General features: G+C 62.8%; 12 protein-coding genes. 2 read left to right on the forward strand and 10 right to left on the reverse strand.

Annotated elements, in window-relative coordinates; genetic code table 11:
• The 5 genes from YUA_RS0128425 to xylB all read right to left on the reverse strand — a co-directional run.
• Window positions 1-407 (reverse strand): GDP-mannose 4,6-dehydratase (locus YUA_RS0128425; protein WP_035972108.1); only part of this gene is annotated, 407 nt, incomplete at its 3' end.
• A gap of 169 nt (window positions 408-576) precedes the next feature.
• Window positions 577-1,524, reverse strand: coding sequence for an ABC transporter substrate-binding protein (locus YUA_RS0128430; RefSeq protein WP_027533751.1), 948 nt, complete (start codon window positions 1,522-1,524; stop codon window positions 577-579).
• Between the two features lie 93 nt (window positions 1,525-1,617).
• Window positions 1,618-2,658 (reverse strand): ribose ABC transporter permease, encoded by a 1,041-nt coding sequence (locus YUA_RS0128435; RefSeq protein ID WP_027533752.1) that lies wholly within the window; start codon window positions 2,656-2,658, stop codon window positions 1,618-1,620.
• The gene (locus YUA_RS0128440) at window positions 2,651-4,174 is read right to left on the reverse strand and encodes a sugar ABC transporter ATP-binding protein (protein WP_027533753.1); all 1,524 of its coding nucleotides are present in this window, start codon (window positions 4,172-4,174) and stop codon (window positions 2,651-2,653) included. The genes YUA_RS0128435 and YUA_RS0128440 overlap by 8 nt, the downstream gene beginning before the upstream one ends.
• Before the next feature lie 125 nt (window positions 4,175-4,299).
• Entirely contained in the window at window positions 4,300-5,745 is a 1,446-nt protein-coding gene (gene xylB, locus YUA_RS0128445; protein ID WP_027533754.1) for a xylulokinase, read from the reverse strand.
• Window positions 5,746-5,979: 234 nt separating this feature from the next.
• On the opposite strand from xylB, the gene YUA_RS0128450 reads away from it, so the two are divergent.
• Together YUA_RS0128450 and YUA_RS0128455 are read left to right on the forward strand one after the other, a co-directional pair.
• Window positions 5,980-8,355 carry a glucose/quinate/shikimate family membrane-bound PQQ-dependent dehydrogenase gene (locus tag YUA_RS0128450; protein WP_027533755.1) on the forward strand — a complete coding sequence of 792 codons (2,376 nt, stop codon included), beginning with the start codon at window positions 5,980-5,982 and terminating at the stop codon, window positions 8,353-8,355.
• Window positions 8,356-8,438: 83 nt separating this feature from the next.
• Window positions 8,439-8,648, forward strand: coding sequence for a hypothetical protein (locus YUA_RS0128455; RefSeq protein WP_027533756.1), 210 nt, complete (start codon window positions 8,439-8,441; stop codon window positions 8,646-8,648).
• A 120-nt stretch (window positions 8,649-8,768) separates the two neighbouring features.
• Here YUA_RS0128455 and YUA_RS0128460 read toward each other — a convergent pair whose 3' ends face one another.
• The 5 genes from YUA_RS0128460 to YUA_RS0128480 form a co-directional block, all read right to left on the reverse strand.
• A complete protein-coding gene (locus YUA_RS0128460) occupies window positions 8,769-9,404 on the reverse strand; it encodes a response regulator transcription factor (protein WP_027533757.1) in 636 nt (211 codons plus the stop codon).
• A 169-nt stretch (window positions 9,405-9,573) separates the two neighbouring features.
• Entirely contained in the window at window positions 9,574-10,203 is a 630-nt protein-coding gene (locus YUA_RS0128465) for a response regulator transcription factor (protein ID WP_027533758.1), read from the reverse strand.
• Window positions 10,204-10,270: 67 nt separating this feature from the next.
• Window positions 10,271-11,365, reverse strand: a complete 1,095-nt coding sequence (locus YUA_RS0128470) for an ATP-binding protein (RefSeq protein WP_371259919.1) — start codon at window positions 11,363-11,365, stop codon at window positions 10,271-10,273.
• 832 nt (window positions 11,366-12,197) lie between these two features.
• Entirely contained in the window at window positions 12,198-15,260 is a 3,063-nt protein-coding gene (locus YUA_RS0128475; protein WP_027533760.1) for an efflux RND transporter permease subunit, read from the reverse strand.
• Complete coding sequence (locus YUA_RS0128480) at window positions 15,257-16,360, reverse strand: efflux RND transporter periplasmic adaptor subunit (RefSeq protein WP_051383447.1); 1,104 nt, start codon at window positions 16,358-16,360, stop codon at window positions 15,257-15,259. Before YUA_RS0128480 ends, YUA_RS0128475 begins: the two co-directional genes overlap by 4 nt.
• Between the last annotated feature and the right edge of the window lie 134 nt (window positions 16,361-16,494).

Here is a 16,494-nt window from a genome sequence, read left to right on the forward strand (position 1 = left end):
TCGGAGGTCGAGGCCTGGTAGAACCGCGTCTCCTTCTCCATGCCGAGGATGCGGATCGCTTCGAGCAGCCGCAGCACGCCGATGGCGTCGGCGTTGGCGGTGTATTCCGGGCTTTCGAAGCTGACGGCGACGTGGCTTTGCGCTGCGAGATTGTAGATCTCGGTCGGCCGGATCTGCTGCATCAGGCGGATCAGATTGGTCGAATCCGTCATGTCGCCGTAATGCATCAGGAACGGCACATCGCCGACATGCGGATCCTGGTAAAGATGGTCGACCCGTGCGGTGTTGAACGAGGACGAGCGCCGCTTGATGCCGTGCACGATATAGCCGAGCGACAGCAGATGCTCAGCCAGATAGGCCCCGTCCTGGCCCGTCACGCCGGTGATGAGAGCGACCCGCTGGCTCATAATATAGACTTGCTCCCGATGACAACCGACAGGCGCGGTTGACACCACCGTCGAAAACTCTCCCTTCTTTGACATATCGGCCGCTGGGGTCAACCTCACAGGCGCGCCCGGGCGGGATTCCCGGGCGCTCCTCTCGAATCAGGCCGAAGCCAGCAAAAACTGCGGGGTTTTACTGCGAACGGTCCGACGTCCAGCCCTTGTAATCCTTGATATTGTCCCGGGTCACGAGCTTCGACGGCAGCAGTTCGACGGTCGAGGCCGGCTTCTGCCCATTGAGAATGCCGACGCCGACCTGCACGGCGCGCCGCGCCATGAAGAACGGGTCCTGCGACGCTGACGCCTGGATCTGCGGCGACGCCGGATCCTTGAGCGCGGCCTCGATGTCGGGCGCGCCGTCGACCGCAGTGATGATGATGCCGCTGCGGTTCTGCTGGCGCGCCGCAAGGTCAGTGCCGATCGCCTGCGGATCGTTGATGGCGAAGATGGCGTCGATCTTGGGGAAGCGGGTCAGATAGCCCTGCGCGACGGTGAGGCCGCCCTCACGCGAACCTTTGCCGTCCTGGTCGCTGGACAGCACCTTGATCCCCGCATTCTTCGCGAAGACGCTCTTGCAGCCGGTGACGCGATCGATGACCGCTGAGACCTGCGGCCCGTTCTCGATGATGACATCGCCTTTACCGCCGAGCTTGTCGACGATGTACTGGCAGGAAATCTCGCCGGCCTGGACGTTGTTCGTGGTCACCGTGGCATCGGCGCCTTCGGCCGCGGTGTCGACCGCGACGACGACGATACCCGCCGCCTGCGCCTTCTTGATCGCCGGCCCGATCGCCTTGGGATCGCCCGGGTTCAACAGGATCAGGTCCACGCCCGCAGCAATGAAATTGTCGATCTGGGTGACCTGCTTGCCGAGGTCGTATTCGAAGCCGACGGCGGTGATCTTCACATTGGGATTGGTCTTCTTGGCCTCGAACTCGGCGCCCTTCGACAGCGCGACGAAGAACGGATTGCCCATCGACCCCAGCGAGACGCCGATCGACTTGAGCTCCTTGGCAGAGGACGGCGCGGTGGTCAGGGCGAGCGCCATCGCGGCGCCGGCAAGCGTGGTCATCTTCAACATTGGCTTCCTCCCTGGTCTGTCATCAAACCCGGCACGGCAGACCAGTTGCCGCAACGGAATTTCGCATCCGCGCTCATGTGCGCGCCGAGCCGTTCATGTTCTGGCTGAGCCTTGCAGCCGATAGCGATCCAGCGCCACGGCGCCGATGATCACCAGGCCCTTGATCACATATTGCCAGATATCGGAAACGCCGGTGAGGATCAGGCCGTTCGAGAGCACGGCAATGATCAGCGCGCCGACCAGCGTTCCCCAGATCGAGCCGATGCCACCGACGAAGGACGTGCCGCCGAGAATGACTGCGGTAATGGCGTCGAGCTCGTAGCTCTGCCCGAGCTGCAGCCCGTTTGCCGCGTAGAGCCGCGCCGCCTGCATGGCGCCGCCCAACCCGGCCAGCAATCCCGACACGCCATAGACGAAGATCAGGACGGCCCAGACCTTGATGCCGGCCAACCGCGCCGCGCTTTCGTTGCCGCCCACCGCGTAGATATGCACGCCGAGCACGGTCCGGCGCAGCACGAGCCACGAAACGAGGATCACGAGCAGTGCGATCACCGAGAGCCATGGGATCGATGCCACGCCGGGCACAAGCGTCAGCGAGCCGTTGCCGATGAAGGCGTAGGGAATGGACGGGTTGAACACCGTGGTGTCGGCGCCGAGCAGCCGCGCCAGACCGCGCACGGCGGTGAGCGAGCCCAGCGTGACGATGAAGGGTGGCAAGCGCAGCAGCGCGATCAGCGCGCCATTGACGATTCCGAAGCCGAGACCGGTGAGAACGGCGGCTGGCAGCCACAGCGCGCCGAGCTCGGGCAGTTTCGACATCGTCAGGCCAGCCATTGCCGACGCCGCCAGGATCGAGCCAACCGAGAGATCGATGCCCCCGGTGAGGATGACGAAAGTCATGCCCGCGGCGAGCACGGTGTTGACGGCAGCCTGCTGCAGAACGATGCCGAGATTTTGGCCGGTGAAGAAACGACCATCCGACAGATAATGAAAGCCGGCGCATAGCAGCAGCAGCACCGGCAGCATGCCGGCCGCGCGGATCAGGAGCCTGATGCGCTGGCGCTTGGTTTCCTGGGCGGCGGCAAGTCCGTTTGCCGTGGCGGCCTTCGCCTGTGTCGATCCGTTGTCAGGCATCGAGATGCTCCGTCCCCGTAGCGAGGGCCATGATGTCTTCCTGGGTTAATGGCGCCGTCTCGGTACGCCTGACCTCGCCCGCGACAAGTCCCGACCGCATCACGATGACCCGGTCGCAGATGCCGATGATTTCAGGGAGATCGGATGAGATGACGAGGATCGCGGTGCCGGCCTTGGCAAGATTGTCGATGATCGAATAGATCTCGGACTTGGCGCCGACGTCAACGCCGCGCGTCGGCTCGTCCAGGATCAGGACCTTCGGCGCAATCGCCAGAAGCCGCGACAACAATACCTTCTGCTGGTTGCCGCCGGACAGGCCACCCGCGGGGACACCGACATTGGCGGCGCGGATGCTGAGACCCGCAAAAGCCCTGTCGGCGCGCTCGCGCGCCTTGTCGCGATCCAGGAACCAGCCGAGCTTGGCATCGCGCCCGAGCACGGCGAGGTTGATGTTGTCCAGACATGACATGTCGAGGAACAGGCCAAGCGCCTTCCGGTCCTCGGTCAGGTAGGCGATGCCGGCCTCGAGCGCTTCGCCGGGCGTGCGGATGTCAATTGGCTGGCCTTCGAGTTCGAGACGGCCCGAAATTCTCGGCGCCGCGCCGATGATGAGATGCGCAAGCTCGGTGCGGCCGGCGCCGATCAGGCCGGCAAGCCCCACCACCTCGCCGGCATGCACGGTGAGCGAGCAGCCCCTGACGCGCAGCCCATCGGCCACGTCGATCGCGCTGAGCACGGGATGCCCCTTCCCGGCCTCGGGATCATGATCCTTTTTATAGAAAGACGAGACATCGCGTCCGACCATCATGCGAACGATGGCGTCGGCGCGGATGTCCTGCTTGTCGAGCGAGCCGACCAGGCGGCCGTCGCGCAGCACGGTGACGCGGTCACCGAGCGCGTAGACCTCGTCCATGCGGTGCGAGATGTAGATGATGGCAAGCCCCTCGGCACGGAGCTGACGGATCAGCGCAAACAGCCGCTCGCTCTCGCCGGCCGACAGCGCGGTGGTCGGCTCGTCCATGATCAGGATTTTCGAGCGCGCGTGCAGCGCACGCGCGATCTCGACGAGCTGGCGCTGGCCCATGGAGAGATGCGCGACCAATGTCGATGGCAGGAAGTCCGCCCCCAGCCGCTCCAGGATCGGGCCGACGCCCTCGCGCATGGTGCCGCGCGCCAGCAAACCTGAACGCGAGATCTCGCGGCCGAGATAAATATTCTCCGCAACGCTCAGATTGGGGGCCAAAGACAGTTCCTGATAGATGATCGAGATGCCCGCGGCACGGCCGCCAAGCGGTCCCTCGATGCGCACCGGCTTGCCCTCGATGCGGATCTCGCCGCCGGGATCGGGCCGGTAGGCGCCCGACAGGATTTTCATCAGGGTCGATTTGCCGGCGCCGTTCTCGCCCATCAAGGCATGGATCTCGCCGGCATGGACGGTGAGATCAACCGCGCGCAGCGCCTTGATGCCGAAGAAGGATTTTGAAACTCCCCGCATCTCGAGGATCGGATCGTTCATCGTGCCTCCCGGCGCACAATGCATTTCCTGTCCGCATCTCGTTTTTGAAGCGCGGTTCGCCATTAAACAAAAGGCCGCAGCACAGGGCAACAGCGAACAGGCAGAAATACCGACGTGAATCGACGCTAGTGGCGCGGCCGATACAGTTCATGCCAGGCGGGAAGCCGTTCGGCGTAGGATTCGACCAGCGCGCCATCGGGTTCGAAGGTTTCGACGCGCTGCGGGGACGTGCATACGGCAGCGATTGCCTCGCCGGTGACAGCAAGCCGCCCCAATCTCGCCGCACCGAACGCGGCTCCGGTTTCACCGTCGGCAAAGCGATGAATCGGAACATTCAGGACGCTGGCCAGCACCGACAGCCAGAACCGGGATCGCGATCCGCCGCCGATGACGTCGGCTTCCGTTACCGCAATGCCGGCGTCGCTGAGCGCGTCCCGGCAATCGGCGAGGGCGAAGGCGACGCCCTCGAGCACGGCCTGCACGATCGCCGCGCGGTCGGTGCCGTGGCTCAAGCCATCGAGCATGCCGCGTACGACGGGGTCGTCATGCGGCGTCCGCTCGCCGGCGAGATAAGGCAGGAAGCTCACGGGAGACGGCGCCTGCGGGCGCGCCCCCAGTGGCGCCAGCAGCTCGGCTTCCGTGACGCCGAACAGCCGCGCGGCCCAGGCCAGACACGAGGCCGCCGAGAGGATCGCGCCGGCCTGAATCCACATGCCAGGGATTGCATGGCAGAAGGTGTGGACCACGCGGTCCGGATTGGCGGCCATGTGGCTGGTCGGCGCCAGCACGGCGCCTGAGGTTCCCAGCGAGATGAACGCGGTTCCGGGCCTGATCGCGCCGATGCCGATGGCACCCGCCGGATTGTCGCCAGCGCCGCCCGCGATCATCGGGCACCTCGCCATGCCCCAGCGCTGCGCCAGTTCGCTGCGCAATGTCGCCGCGGGCGCGCACCCCTCGACCAGGCGCGGCATGTGCGCGCGCGACAGGCCGGTCGCGGCCAATGCGGCATCTGACCAGTCCCGGCGCGCCGCGTCGAGCCACAACGATCCCGACGCGTCCGAGACGTCTTCGATCGCCTCGCCCGATAGCACCAGCCGCAGATAGGCCTTCGGCATCAGGACGCGTGTCGTTGCCGCAAAAATCTCGGGCTCGTGTGCAGCGATCCAGAGCAGTTTGGGCGCGGTGAATCCGGGCATCGCCTTGTTGCCTGTGATCGCACGCAGGGCGGGCCAGCGCTGCTCCAGGATGCGACACTCCGCGGCGGAGCGTCCGTCGTTCCAGAGAATGCAAGGCCGCAATGGCTTTTCGCTCGCATCAAGCAGCGTGGCGCCATGCATCTGGCCGGACAGCCCGATGCCTTCGACCGCTGCCAGCTCTTTTCCGTGCGATGCCTTCAAGGCGTCCAGCGTGGCAAAGGTCGCCTCGAGCCACTGCGCGGGATCCTGCTCGAAATAGCCCGGCTGCGGCGAGGCGATCGTCAACGCCCGGCTCTCGCTCGCAATCACGCGCTGCGCGCCGTCGACGAGAACGGTCTTGACCGCCGAGGTGCCGAGATCGATGCCGAGATACATGACGGATGTGGTTCCCGAGGTTTAGCGGCGACTGCGGATGACGCCAGACATTACGTGTGCATTTAAAAGAACTTTGCTTCCACAGCATAGTGCGTCGCGACTTTGCGCGCAGATGTTACATGAATGCAGCAGTTGGCGGTTGCCAGTCCTGGTTGATTGGACCACAGTTCTTGAAAGTGGAGGTCGTCTGTTGCGCTTGCGCAGGCTCGATCCCGTTGCCGCGCCGGAGCAGCCATGCAGCGATCCAGGGCAGTCTTTATCACGGGTCTCATCTATGCCCTGATCGGTCTGGTGCTCGCCGGCGGTGGCCTCTGGCTCGCCGAATTGGGGGGGTCCATCTTCTATGTTGTTCTCGGTGTCGGCATTCTCGCCACTGGTGCATTGCTGCTCGCACAGCGCCGCTCGGCGCTATGGCTGTTTGCGATCGTGCTGGTTGGCACGCTGGGATGGGCCGTCTCTGAGGTTCAATTCGACTGGTGGCCGCTCGCATCGCGCGGCAACATCGTGTTCCCCATGGCGCTCTGGCTTCTCACGCCGGTGATCGTTCGCGGGCTGCTGCGAGACGAGCCGGTGTCCTACCGAAGCGCGACGCTGCCGCTCTGGATCGGCGTTGCCGCAGCTTCCGCCGTACTCATCATCGCGCTTCTGTCCAGCTATCACGACATCAACGGCTCGATCATCGAGCAAGCGTCGATCGTGCCGCAAAGCGAAGCCGACCCCCAGCCTGATGCCGATTGGCGGGCGTATGGACGCACGCAATTCGGACAGCGCTATTCGCCGCTGAAGCAGATCACGCCTGACAATGTCGGCAAGCTCCAGGTCGCTTGGACCTTCCGCACCGGCGACGTCCCGACGCCAGAGGATTCAGGCGAGACGACCTTCGAGGTCACGCCGATCAAGGTGCGCGACACGCTCTATCTTTGCTCGCAGCACCAGGTGCTGTTTGCGCTCGACGCCAAAACCGGCAAGGAACGTTGGAGATACGATCCCAAGCTGGTGTTCAACAAGACGTTCCAGCACATGACATGCCGCGGGGTCTCCTACCACGAAACCGCGGCGGGTGCCGTCGACAGCAGCGGCAGTCCCGCGCCCGCCGAATGCCCCCGTCGGATCTTCCTGCCCGTCAATGACGGGCGCATGATCGCGCTCGATGCCGACACCGGCAAGCTGTGCGAGAGTTTTGGCGATCACGGCAGCCTCGACCTCCAGCAAGGCATGGGGATCAAGACGGCAGGCTTCTTCGAGCCGACGTCACCGCCGGTTGTCAGCGACAAGATCCTGGTCGTCGCCGCCGCGGTGATCGACAATTATGCGGTCGAGGTGCCTTCGGGCGTGATCCGCGGCTTCGACGTCTACACCGGCAAGCTGGTTTGGGCCTGGGACTCCGGCGCGGCGGACGAGAATGAGCTGCCGTCGCCGACGCGTCACTACACCAACGGTTCGCCGAATTCGTGGATCGCGGCCTCGTTCGATCCGAAATTGAACCTGGTCTACATCCCCACCGGCAATAACGGGCCGGACATCTGGGGCGGCAATCGCAATGCGCTGGTCGAGCGCTATTCCAGCTCGATCGTCGCGCTCGACGTCAACACCGGCAAGCGCGCCTGGTCGTACCAGACGGTGCATCACGACCTCTGGGACATGGACGTTCCCTCACAACCGAGCCTGGTCGATGTGACCACCGCCAGGGGCGTCGTTCCCGCGATCATCCAGCCGACCAAGGTCGGCAACATCTTTGTGCTCGATCGAAGGACCGGCGAACTGATCGTGCTGGCGCCGGAGCGTCCCGTCCCGCAAGGAGCCGCACCCGGCGACCGCACCGCGCCGACCCAGCCGTTCTCCGAGCTGACATTCCGCCCCGAGGCGAAACTGACCGGCGCGGACATGTGGGGCGGCACGATCTTCGACCAGCTGCTGTGCCGGATCATGTTCCACCGGCTGCGTTACGAGGGCACGTTCACGCCGCCGTCGCTGCGGGGCACGCTCGTATTCCCCGGCAATCTCGGCATGTTCGAATGGGGCGGCATCGCGGTCGATCCCGTGAGACAGATCGCCATCGCCAACCCGATGTCGTTGCCGTTCGCATCACGGCTCATTCCGCGCGGCCCGCAAAATCCTCCGGCGCCGACGGCCGAGAAGCCGGTCGGCAGCGAGGTTGGGACGCAGCCGATGTATGGCACGCCGTTCGGGGTGGATATCCAAAGCTTCCTCTCGCCACTTTCCGTGCCGTGCTACCGGCCGCCATGGGGCTCGATGGCTGCGATCGATTTGAAGACGATGAAGATCGTCTGGCAGCATCCCAACGGCACGATCCGGGACACCACGCCGCGGCCGCTGCCCTTCAGGATGGGCGTACCGATGCTGGGTGGGCCGATCACGACCGCCGGCGGGGTCGCGTTCTACACGGGGACTTACGAGTACACGATCCGGGCCTACGACGTGCGCGACGGCAGGGTGCTTTGGGAAGATCGCTTGCCGGCCGGCGCCCAATCGACGCCGATGAGCTACGAGGTCGACGGCAAGCAATATGTCGTCACCGCGGCCGGCGGCCACGGCTCGTTCGGCACCAGGCGCGGCGATTACGTCATTGCCTATGCATTGAAGGATTGAAGCCGGGAGCGACCTCATGATGGCATCCTCCGGCCAGCGAGCGAAGCATCCGGCGGCGCTTCTCTGGTTAGGGTCTGTCGGCGATGGTCGCCTGTCCAGGCAGCCACGCCGCTTATGCCGCCGATCTCACGATCCCCGGAGGTGCGATCAGTCCGGCACCGGTGCCGTGGCTGTTCGGCGACTGGGACGGCGCAAGAACCCGGCTGTTGAATGCGGGTATCGATTTCCAGTTTGGCTACACCAGCGAGATCGCCGGCAATGCGACGGGCGGTGACCGGCGTCAGGTCGGCTAAACCGATCAATGGACCTTTGGCCAGACTGAAGTTCAATCTGCAGGGTTTTGGCTATTTTCAGTTCGGTGTGTTTGACGCCAATCGCAATTACCTGAAGATGGCGCAATCGGCGCTTCCTGTTCAGGGTGCCACCAGTTTCTTGCGAATGGCATAGCGGACCAGTTCGGCCGTCGACGACATCCCGAGCTTGCGCATCGCCGAGGCACGATGGGTCTCGACCGTCTTCACGCTCAGCTCTAAAATGGTACTTATAGACCTGTTGGTATGTCCTTCCGCAATCAATTGGACCACGCACTGCTCGCGCGACGTCAGCAGCATGTCCGACCTGCCCTGCTTGTTGAGCTGGTAGTCATGAAGCAGCTTCTCGACCAGGGCGCTGGTGAAGTAGGGCCTGCCCTCGAGCAGCGTCTCGATCGCGGAAATCAGGTGCTTTTTGGCATCCGACTTGAACAAGAAGCCGCGGACGCCCGCCAAAATTGCTTCGGTCAGCAGTTCCTCATCTTCATGCATTGTCAGGATCAGCACTTCCGTACGCAGATCAGCCGCCCTAAGCCGGCGGCTCACCTCCAACCCGTTCATGAGCGGCATCGAGTAGTCGACGATCACGATGTCCGACCTCGTCTCCAGGGCCAATCCGACGGCTTGCTCACCATTGGTCGCTTCGCCAGTGACGATCCAGTTGGAGTGCGTTTCAACGATCGCGCGAAGCCCCGAACGTACGACTTCATGATCATCCGCAATCAAGATGCGTTTCATGGCGTCGTTCTCGTTTTCCGGCCGCAATTGATGGAGACGACCGGCAGCAGCAATGTCGAACCGATCATGCCGAAGACGGTTCGAAGCGCCATCATGCAAAACCCTGAGCCGCCCCGGCGAATGTACCGACGAGGCCTCCTTCCAGCAGATCCCACAGGTCGACGCGCCGTCACGCCTCAACCAGCTGCGCGCGAACGGCGTACCGGACCAAGCCTGCGGTCGAATTCACGTCCAGCTTACGCATCGCAGCCGCTCGATGTGCCTCAGTCGTCTTGACGCTGAGGTTCAGGATCGCGCTGATGCCTTTGTTGCTGTAGCCTTCGGCAACCAGTTTGACGACAAGCTGCTCGCGTGGCGTAAGCCCACGGCGCACATCTGCTTCGTCGCCCGCGCCGTGATCCAGCTCGTTCCGACAGCTTTCGCTGCAGAAACGCTTGTGAACCAGAAGCGCGTCGACGGCCGCCAACAGCAATCGGTTGGCATCCGATTTCACCAGAAACGCGCGTGCACCGGCCTCAAACGCCTGCTGCGCGAGCAGACCGGACTTGTACACAGTGAAGATCAAGACCTCCGTCTGCAACGGATAGTCCCTGATCCGCCGCGCAACCTCCACCCCCGTCATTCGCGGCATGGAGAAGTCGACGATAGCCACATGGGGCCGGCTTTCGATTGCCGCGGACAGCGCCTTGCTGCCGTCGTTCGCCTCAGCAACCACTTCCCAATCGGCTCGCTGTTCGAGCACCGCTCGCAAGCCCGATCGCACCGCTTCGTGATCATCCGCGATAAGAAAGCGTTTCATGGCAGAGCACTCCAATGTCATTACACGGCAGCCATTTCCACCCGCCACCGGTAGCCTTCTTCTTCCCTCAATGGGTGCCTGTCTGCGCCCTCACAAAGGCCGTGGCCTTTCGCCGGCCACGCCTGTTCGTCGCCAGCCCATGCGGAAACACCGCGCGCAAGACAGTACCGGAGCGCTGTGTTGCCGGATCGGAGCGGATGTCCAGCGAACCTCCGATCTGCTCGAGTCTTGCCCTCATCGCGGGAATTCCGACGCCGATGGACATCGCCTTTGCACCTTGCTTCGCGTAGTCGGCGCGGAGCCCCCGTCCATTGTCGCTGACCGTCAGTCGAAAATGGCTGTCGGTCGCGTCGATGACGATGCTCACTTCCGTCGCTTGGGCATGGCGAAATATGTTCGTGAGGGCCTCCTGGACGATCCGCAGCAAGGCGCGCTGCTTCTCGTAAGGCAGCCGATCGACATCGGGCACGATTGTAGTCGTGACCCGCAACGAGGTGCGAGCCGCAAACCCATTGGCGTACCGCTCAATCGCGGCTTTGAGCCTATCGACCGTCAGATTCTGAGGGTGCAGCAGATAGGAAAAGGCGCGGATTTCCCTGAGCGCCTCATCGATAGACGCATCGATCTCATCGCAAAGCCGCTCGACGCTGACCGGATCGCTCATGTTGCGCCGGATCCGCATGAGACCGAGGCTCGCGGCAATCAAATGCTGACATGTCGAATCATGGAGATCGGAAGCGATTCGCTGCTGGATATCCTCCTGGATGGACGCCAAATTGATGCTGACGTGTGCGTCCTCCGCTCCTCCAGACGCGGCTTCGAATGCGCCATTGCGCATGGCACGATGGCTGCCGATCAGCCAGATCGCACCAACGGGCGCGGGATCCACAACCGGAACGATGGTCGTCTCCATATTTTGCGGCCGGCCGCGAAATGCGAGGCGATGGCGAATCCTGACTTCCGCTCCGTCTGCGAGACAGGCGCGGAGGGCTTCGCAGATGGATCTGGCGTCGTCCCTGCTCATGCAGTTGGAGACGTCCATCTCCCGGATGTCGTCGGACGAGATGCCGAGATGCGACTCGAAGGCCGGATTGATCCCCTCATAGACGAAGCGTCCACCAAGCGAAGGGCGCATTACGAAGAGAAAGTCGGCTGAGCACATCCAGTACAGACGGTCGCTGGCTTCTTCGAAACCGAGCCGCAACCACCCTGTGCCGCTGGTTCGATTTGACTCGGAGCCGGGAAAGCTATGGGGCTTCACGGTACGCGCTCACTCTGCTGCGGCAACGCCCGACATTGAAGCTCAATATCGGGAGTCGCCGTCCTGCCCCGCGTGCGAGGGCATCCATCGCTGGATGAGAGTACGGACGCCCTTGGGGTCGGCCGATTATACACCGTCAAGTTGATCACACCACAAGTAGTAATGGTCTCAGATCAACATCTCGAATCCGTGAGGTGAGACCTGGAGGGGATCAAATATGCAGTTTGTGCCAGACTATCCGACGCTGGATTCAAATGAGATGCAACAGATGCTAAAGTGCCGCAAACAGCCTTCACGAAGTGTTCGAGGGATAACAGGTTCCCGATATGCAACCAGCACGCTCCGGGAATCGTGCGTATCGTTCTCGGGTCAACAGGTTGGTCGGCATGTGCCACCATGCGCTAACGGCTTCCATCTCCGCTCGCGCTGGACTTCTTTTTCTTTCCTGCCTTCGCGCTCGGAGGGAACTATTGAGGCGGCGCAATCACCAGCGGATGAGACGGCCCTCGGAGGCGATTGGTACCGACGTCGTCCCTGAGTGCATCGGTATCCAGGCGTTGGCTCCAGTCGACAGAATCGCGCGGGTCATGTGAAGACCTCGCGACACGCGAGTGCACAACATCCTGGCCGATCGACTTGCCGGCGGGTTCACCATGCGCCTTGGGCGGAGCCCGGAATATGAGGTGATGACCTAGTCTCGGATCTGGATTCCCCCGTCGCTGAAAAAAGCGGCTTAAGCGGGCGTTGGAGCGGAAGCCCCCGCCCGCCCCTTCTCCGCGAACCAGGCGACGTACAATGTCGGCAGCAAAACCAGCGTCAGCACGGTCGCAACGAGCAGGCCGCCCATGATTGCGACAGCCATCGGTCCCCAGAATACGGTCGGAGCGATCGGGATCATGCCGAGGACGGTCGACACCGCCGTCAGCATGATAGGACGGAAACGGGAGCTGCTGGCATCCACCGCCGCCTCCCACGGACTCTTGCCCCGTGCCCGTTCCGCGTCGATCTGGCTGATCAGAATCACGGCGTTCTTGCTGATCATGCCGAGCAAAGCCAGAACGCCAAGAATAGTGACAAAGCCCATCGGTCTGCCGGACAGTAACAACGCGGCGACGACACCGATCATCCCGAGCGGTGCCACGCTTACGACCATTAGCAGTCGTGGAAAGCTCTGCAACTGGATCATCAGGACAGTGAACATGACGAACAGCATCATGGGCACCACAGCGAGCACCGACGCCTGCGACTTCCGGCTCTCTTCCACGGTCCCACCGACGGCCACATCGTAGGACGCCGGCAGTGTCTTCCTCAGCTTGCCGATGGCGGGCGACAGAGCGTCCACCACCGTATCGGGCAGCGTTCCACCGCTGATGTCGGCACGCACCGTCAGGGTCGGAATGCGGTCGCGTCGCCAGATCAGGGGATGCTCCTGGCGATATCCGAAAGTCGCGAACTGGCTGAGCGACACCGTCCTGCCGCCAGGCAATGGCACCTGAAGAGTACGCAGGTTGGACAGCGAAATGCGCTGTTCATCGATCGCCCGGGCCACCACATTGACCAGATAGATGTCGTCGCGGACCTGGGTGACGATTGCGCCAGTTATCACCGTGTTCAACACGCTCGATATCGCTTGCGAGCTCAATCCGAGACGTCGCGCTTCATCCTGGTCGACCTGAATGCGCAGCTGGCGCTCCGGCTCCATCCAATCAAAATTGATGCCCTTGGTCCTGGGATCGGAGGCAACGATCTGCCCAAGCTTGAGCGCAATCTCACGTACCTGCTCGACATCCGGTCCGCTAACGCGATATTGCAGCGGCCATCCGACAGGGGGGCCGAGGCCAAGCGGCGAAACCGACGAGACGGCGGCCGGAAACTCCTCCGCGAGCAGACGCTCCAGCCTCACGTGCAGGCGCTCGCGCGCTGCGGCGTCGTTTGCCACGACAACGGCCTGCGTGAACGAATCGTTCGGAAGCTCGACATTGAGCGGAAGATAGAAGCGGATCGCTCCGCGCCCCACATTGGTGCTCCAGTGATGGACGTCCGGATCGCCCGTCAATGCTGCATCCAGGCGCCTGGCTGCCGTCTCGCTCGCATGGATCGATGCATTCTGCGGGAGACTGAGGTCCACAAGCAATTCGGGCCTGTCGGACGATGGAAAGAATTGCTGCGGGATCAACGGAAGCGCAAGAACCGACGCCACAAAGAGCGCCAGTGAGATCGCGATGGTCAGCCACTTGGTACGCATCGCCAGCGCAAGAAACGTCCGATAGAAACGGAGCATCCGGCCGGGCGCGGCCGAGTTATTCTGTTTCGGTGGAACTAAAATGATCACACCCAGGAGTGGCGTGAAGATCACGGCAACGAGCCACGACACCAGGAGCGCGATGGCGACCACCGCAAACAGCGAGAATGTATACTCGCCGGCCGAACTCGCGGCAAAGCCAACCGGGATGAAGCCCGCGATCGTCACCAGGGTTCCCGCGAGCATGGCAAAGGCATGGCTGCGATAGGCAAATGTCGCGGCGTCGATCTTGCTGTCACCTCGCGCCAGCCGGTTGAGTGTGGCGTCCGTAGTCGTCATCGCGTCATCGACCAGAAGTGCGAGCGCGATGATCAGTGCGCCAAGCGATATGCGTTGCATGTCGATGCGGGCGATCTCCATGAGCGGAAACACAATGGCGAGCGTCAGCGGGATGGCAAGCGCGATGATGAGACCCGGACGGATTCCGAGGCTGATGAAACTCACCACGAGGATGATGGCGACCGCCTGCAGAAGCGAGGTCATGAATTCGCCAATGGCATTGCCGACCACGACAGCCTGGTCGGCCACGAGCGCGGGCTCGATCCCAATCGGCAGGTTGGCCGTGATCTGCGTCATCGCCATCTCGATATTCCTGCCGAGCGCAAGTATGTCGCCGCCATCGCGCATTGCGATAGCGAGCCCAATTGCCGGCTGACCGTTGACCCGAAACATCGGTTGCGGCGGATCCACGTACCCGCGCCTCACCTTCGCGATGTCACTCAGCCGAATCGTGCGACCGCCTGCGACGAAATTGACACTGGCGATGTCCTGCTCCGACTGAAAGCTGCCCGACACCCGAACTGAAATGCTTTCCTTGCCGGTCTGGATTGTGCCCGCGGGCCGGACGATATTCTGCGCTTGCAGAGCGCCAAGCAAAGCCGCACGATCAATGCCTAAGGTCGCCAGGTCCTGCTTGGAGAACTCGACGAAGATCACCTCGTCCTGTGCACCCAGCAGTTCGATCTTCGACACGTCAGGGACCTGAAGCAATTGCGAGCGGATGTTCTCGACGTAATCGCGCAGCTCCCGCTGCGTGAAGCCGTCGCTGGTAAATCCGTAGATGATGCCGAACGTGTCACCGAAGTCGTCGTTAAAGCCCGGGCCGACAACTCCGGCGGGGAGCGTGTGGCGTATGTCTCCGACGCTCTTCCTTACCTTATACCAGGTATCGGTAACCTGCCTTGCGTTAGCGCTTCCCTTCAGGTTGACGAAGATGGTGACGAGACCCGCCCGGGTGAAGCTGCGCAAGAAGTCCAGATGGGGGATTTCCTGCAACTGTCGCTCGAGCCGCTCCGTCACTTGTTTCATCGTCTCTTCGGCTGTTGCCCCCGGCCAGGCCGCCTGAACGACCATCGTCTTGATGGTGAACGAAGGGTCTTCATTTCGTCCAAGGCGAAAATACGCGAGGTAACCGGCGATCACGGCGACCATCATGACATAGACGACGAGCGAGCGGCGCTTGAGAGCCCATTCGGAAAGGTTGAGGCCGGTCATGGCTCTGACCCGAGCACGCGTACCTTTTGGCCGGGATGAATTGCCTGAACGCCCGCGGTGACAATGATCTCGCCTGCGTCCAAGCCCTGCGAGATGATGACGTCGGCCTGGTCGAAACGCAGGATGTCAACGTTGCGTGCCGACACGACATTCGTCGATGGATCGACGATCCAGACGGCTGGCTGCTGATTTAGCCGTGTCAGCGCAGTTGCCGGTATGTCGATCACCGGTCCGGAGCCGGTTTCGACGCGACCGTTTACGGTCGCGCCGAGCCGCATGGCTGGCGGCGGGTCCGTCAAGCCGACCTTGACCTCGAACGTGCGGGTGACGGGGTCGGCCTGCGCCGCGACCTGACGGATACGGCCCTGTGCCGTGATCTTCGGATCATCAGTGAGGCTGACGGTAACCTGTACGTCGGTGGGCGCCGATCTGACCATCTGGGCCGGAACGTCGAACACCGCGTCACGGCCGTCCTGCCTCGCGATGTTCGCGATCATTTGACCAGCCTGAACGACCTCGCCGGCAGAGGGGCCCGTCGCGGTGATCTTGCCCGGCGCGTCGGCTCGCAGCTCGGTGAAACTGACGAGATCGTGCGCAGAACTGACTTGCGCTTCGGCTGCCTCGACCTGCGATTGGGCGGTCTGACGTGCTTGCGTTGCCGCCTCGAAATTGGCACGCGTGGTCCACCCCTGCGCCAACAGCGTTTCCTGGCGCTCATAGTGGTTGCGGGCCTGCGTCAGTTGGCCCTGTGCAGCGGAGAGAGCCGCCTGCGCCTGCCGCAATGTGCTCAGCTCGTTCTGGGACTCCAATTGGGCCAGCAACTGTCCGGCCTCAACCCTGTCACCGAGCTTGGTGTGGTTTGCAAGCAGGCGTCCGGAGATTCGAAAGGCGACGCTCACTTCGTCCTCGGCCTCGATGCGACCTGTGAAAGTCAACGGCACCAGGCTGTCGCGCTTCTCGATCGTCGTGGTCCGGACCGGACGCGGAAGCGATTCCTTTGTTTCCGCTTGGCGGCCGCAGGCCGCCAGAAGCGGCGCGAATACAGCGACAATCAGCGTCAAGGCAAGAATTTGCAGAGATGTCGTTCGCCGACCGTGCATCGCCATGCCCTCGTCGAGTTCCTGAACTGTGGTCAGGCAGGTTGCCCTTTCCCGGAGGTCGCGATCTAACCGTGTCGCCCCTCGCTATTGTTGCCCAAGGGAGCGGCCGTACACATCGGCAAATCTACTCGTAC

It is taken from the genome of Bradyrhizobium sp. WSM3983 (genome assembly GCF_000473045.1).
Lineage (GTDB): Bacteria > Pseudomonadota > Alphaproteobacteria > Rhizobiales > Xanthobacteraceae > Bradyrhizobium.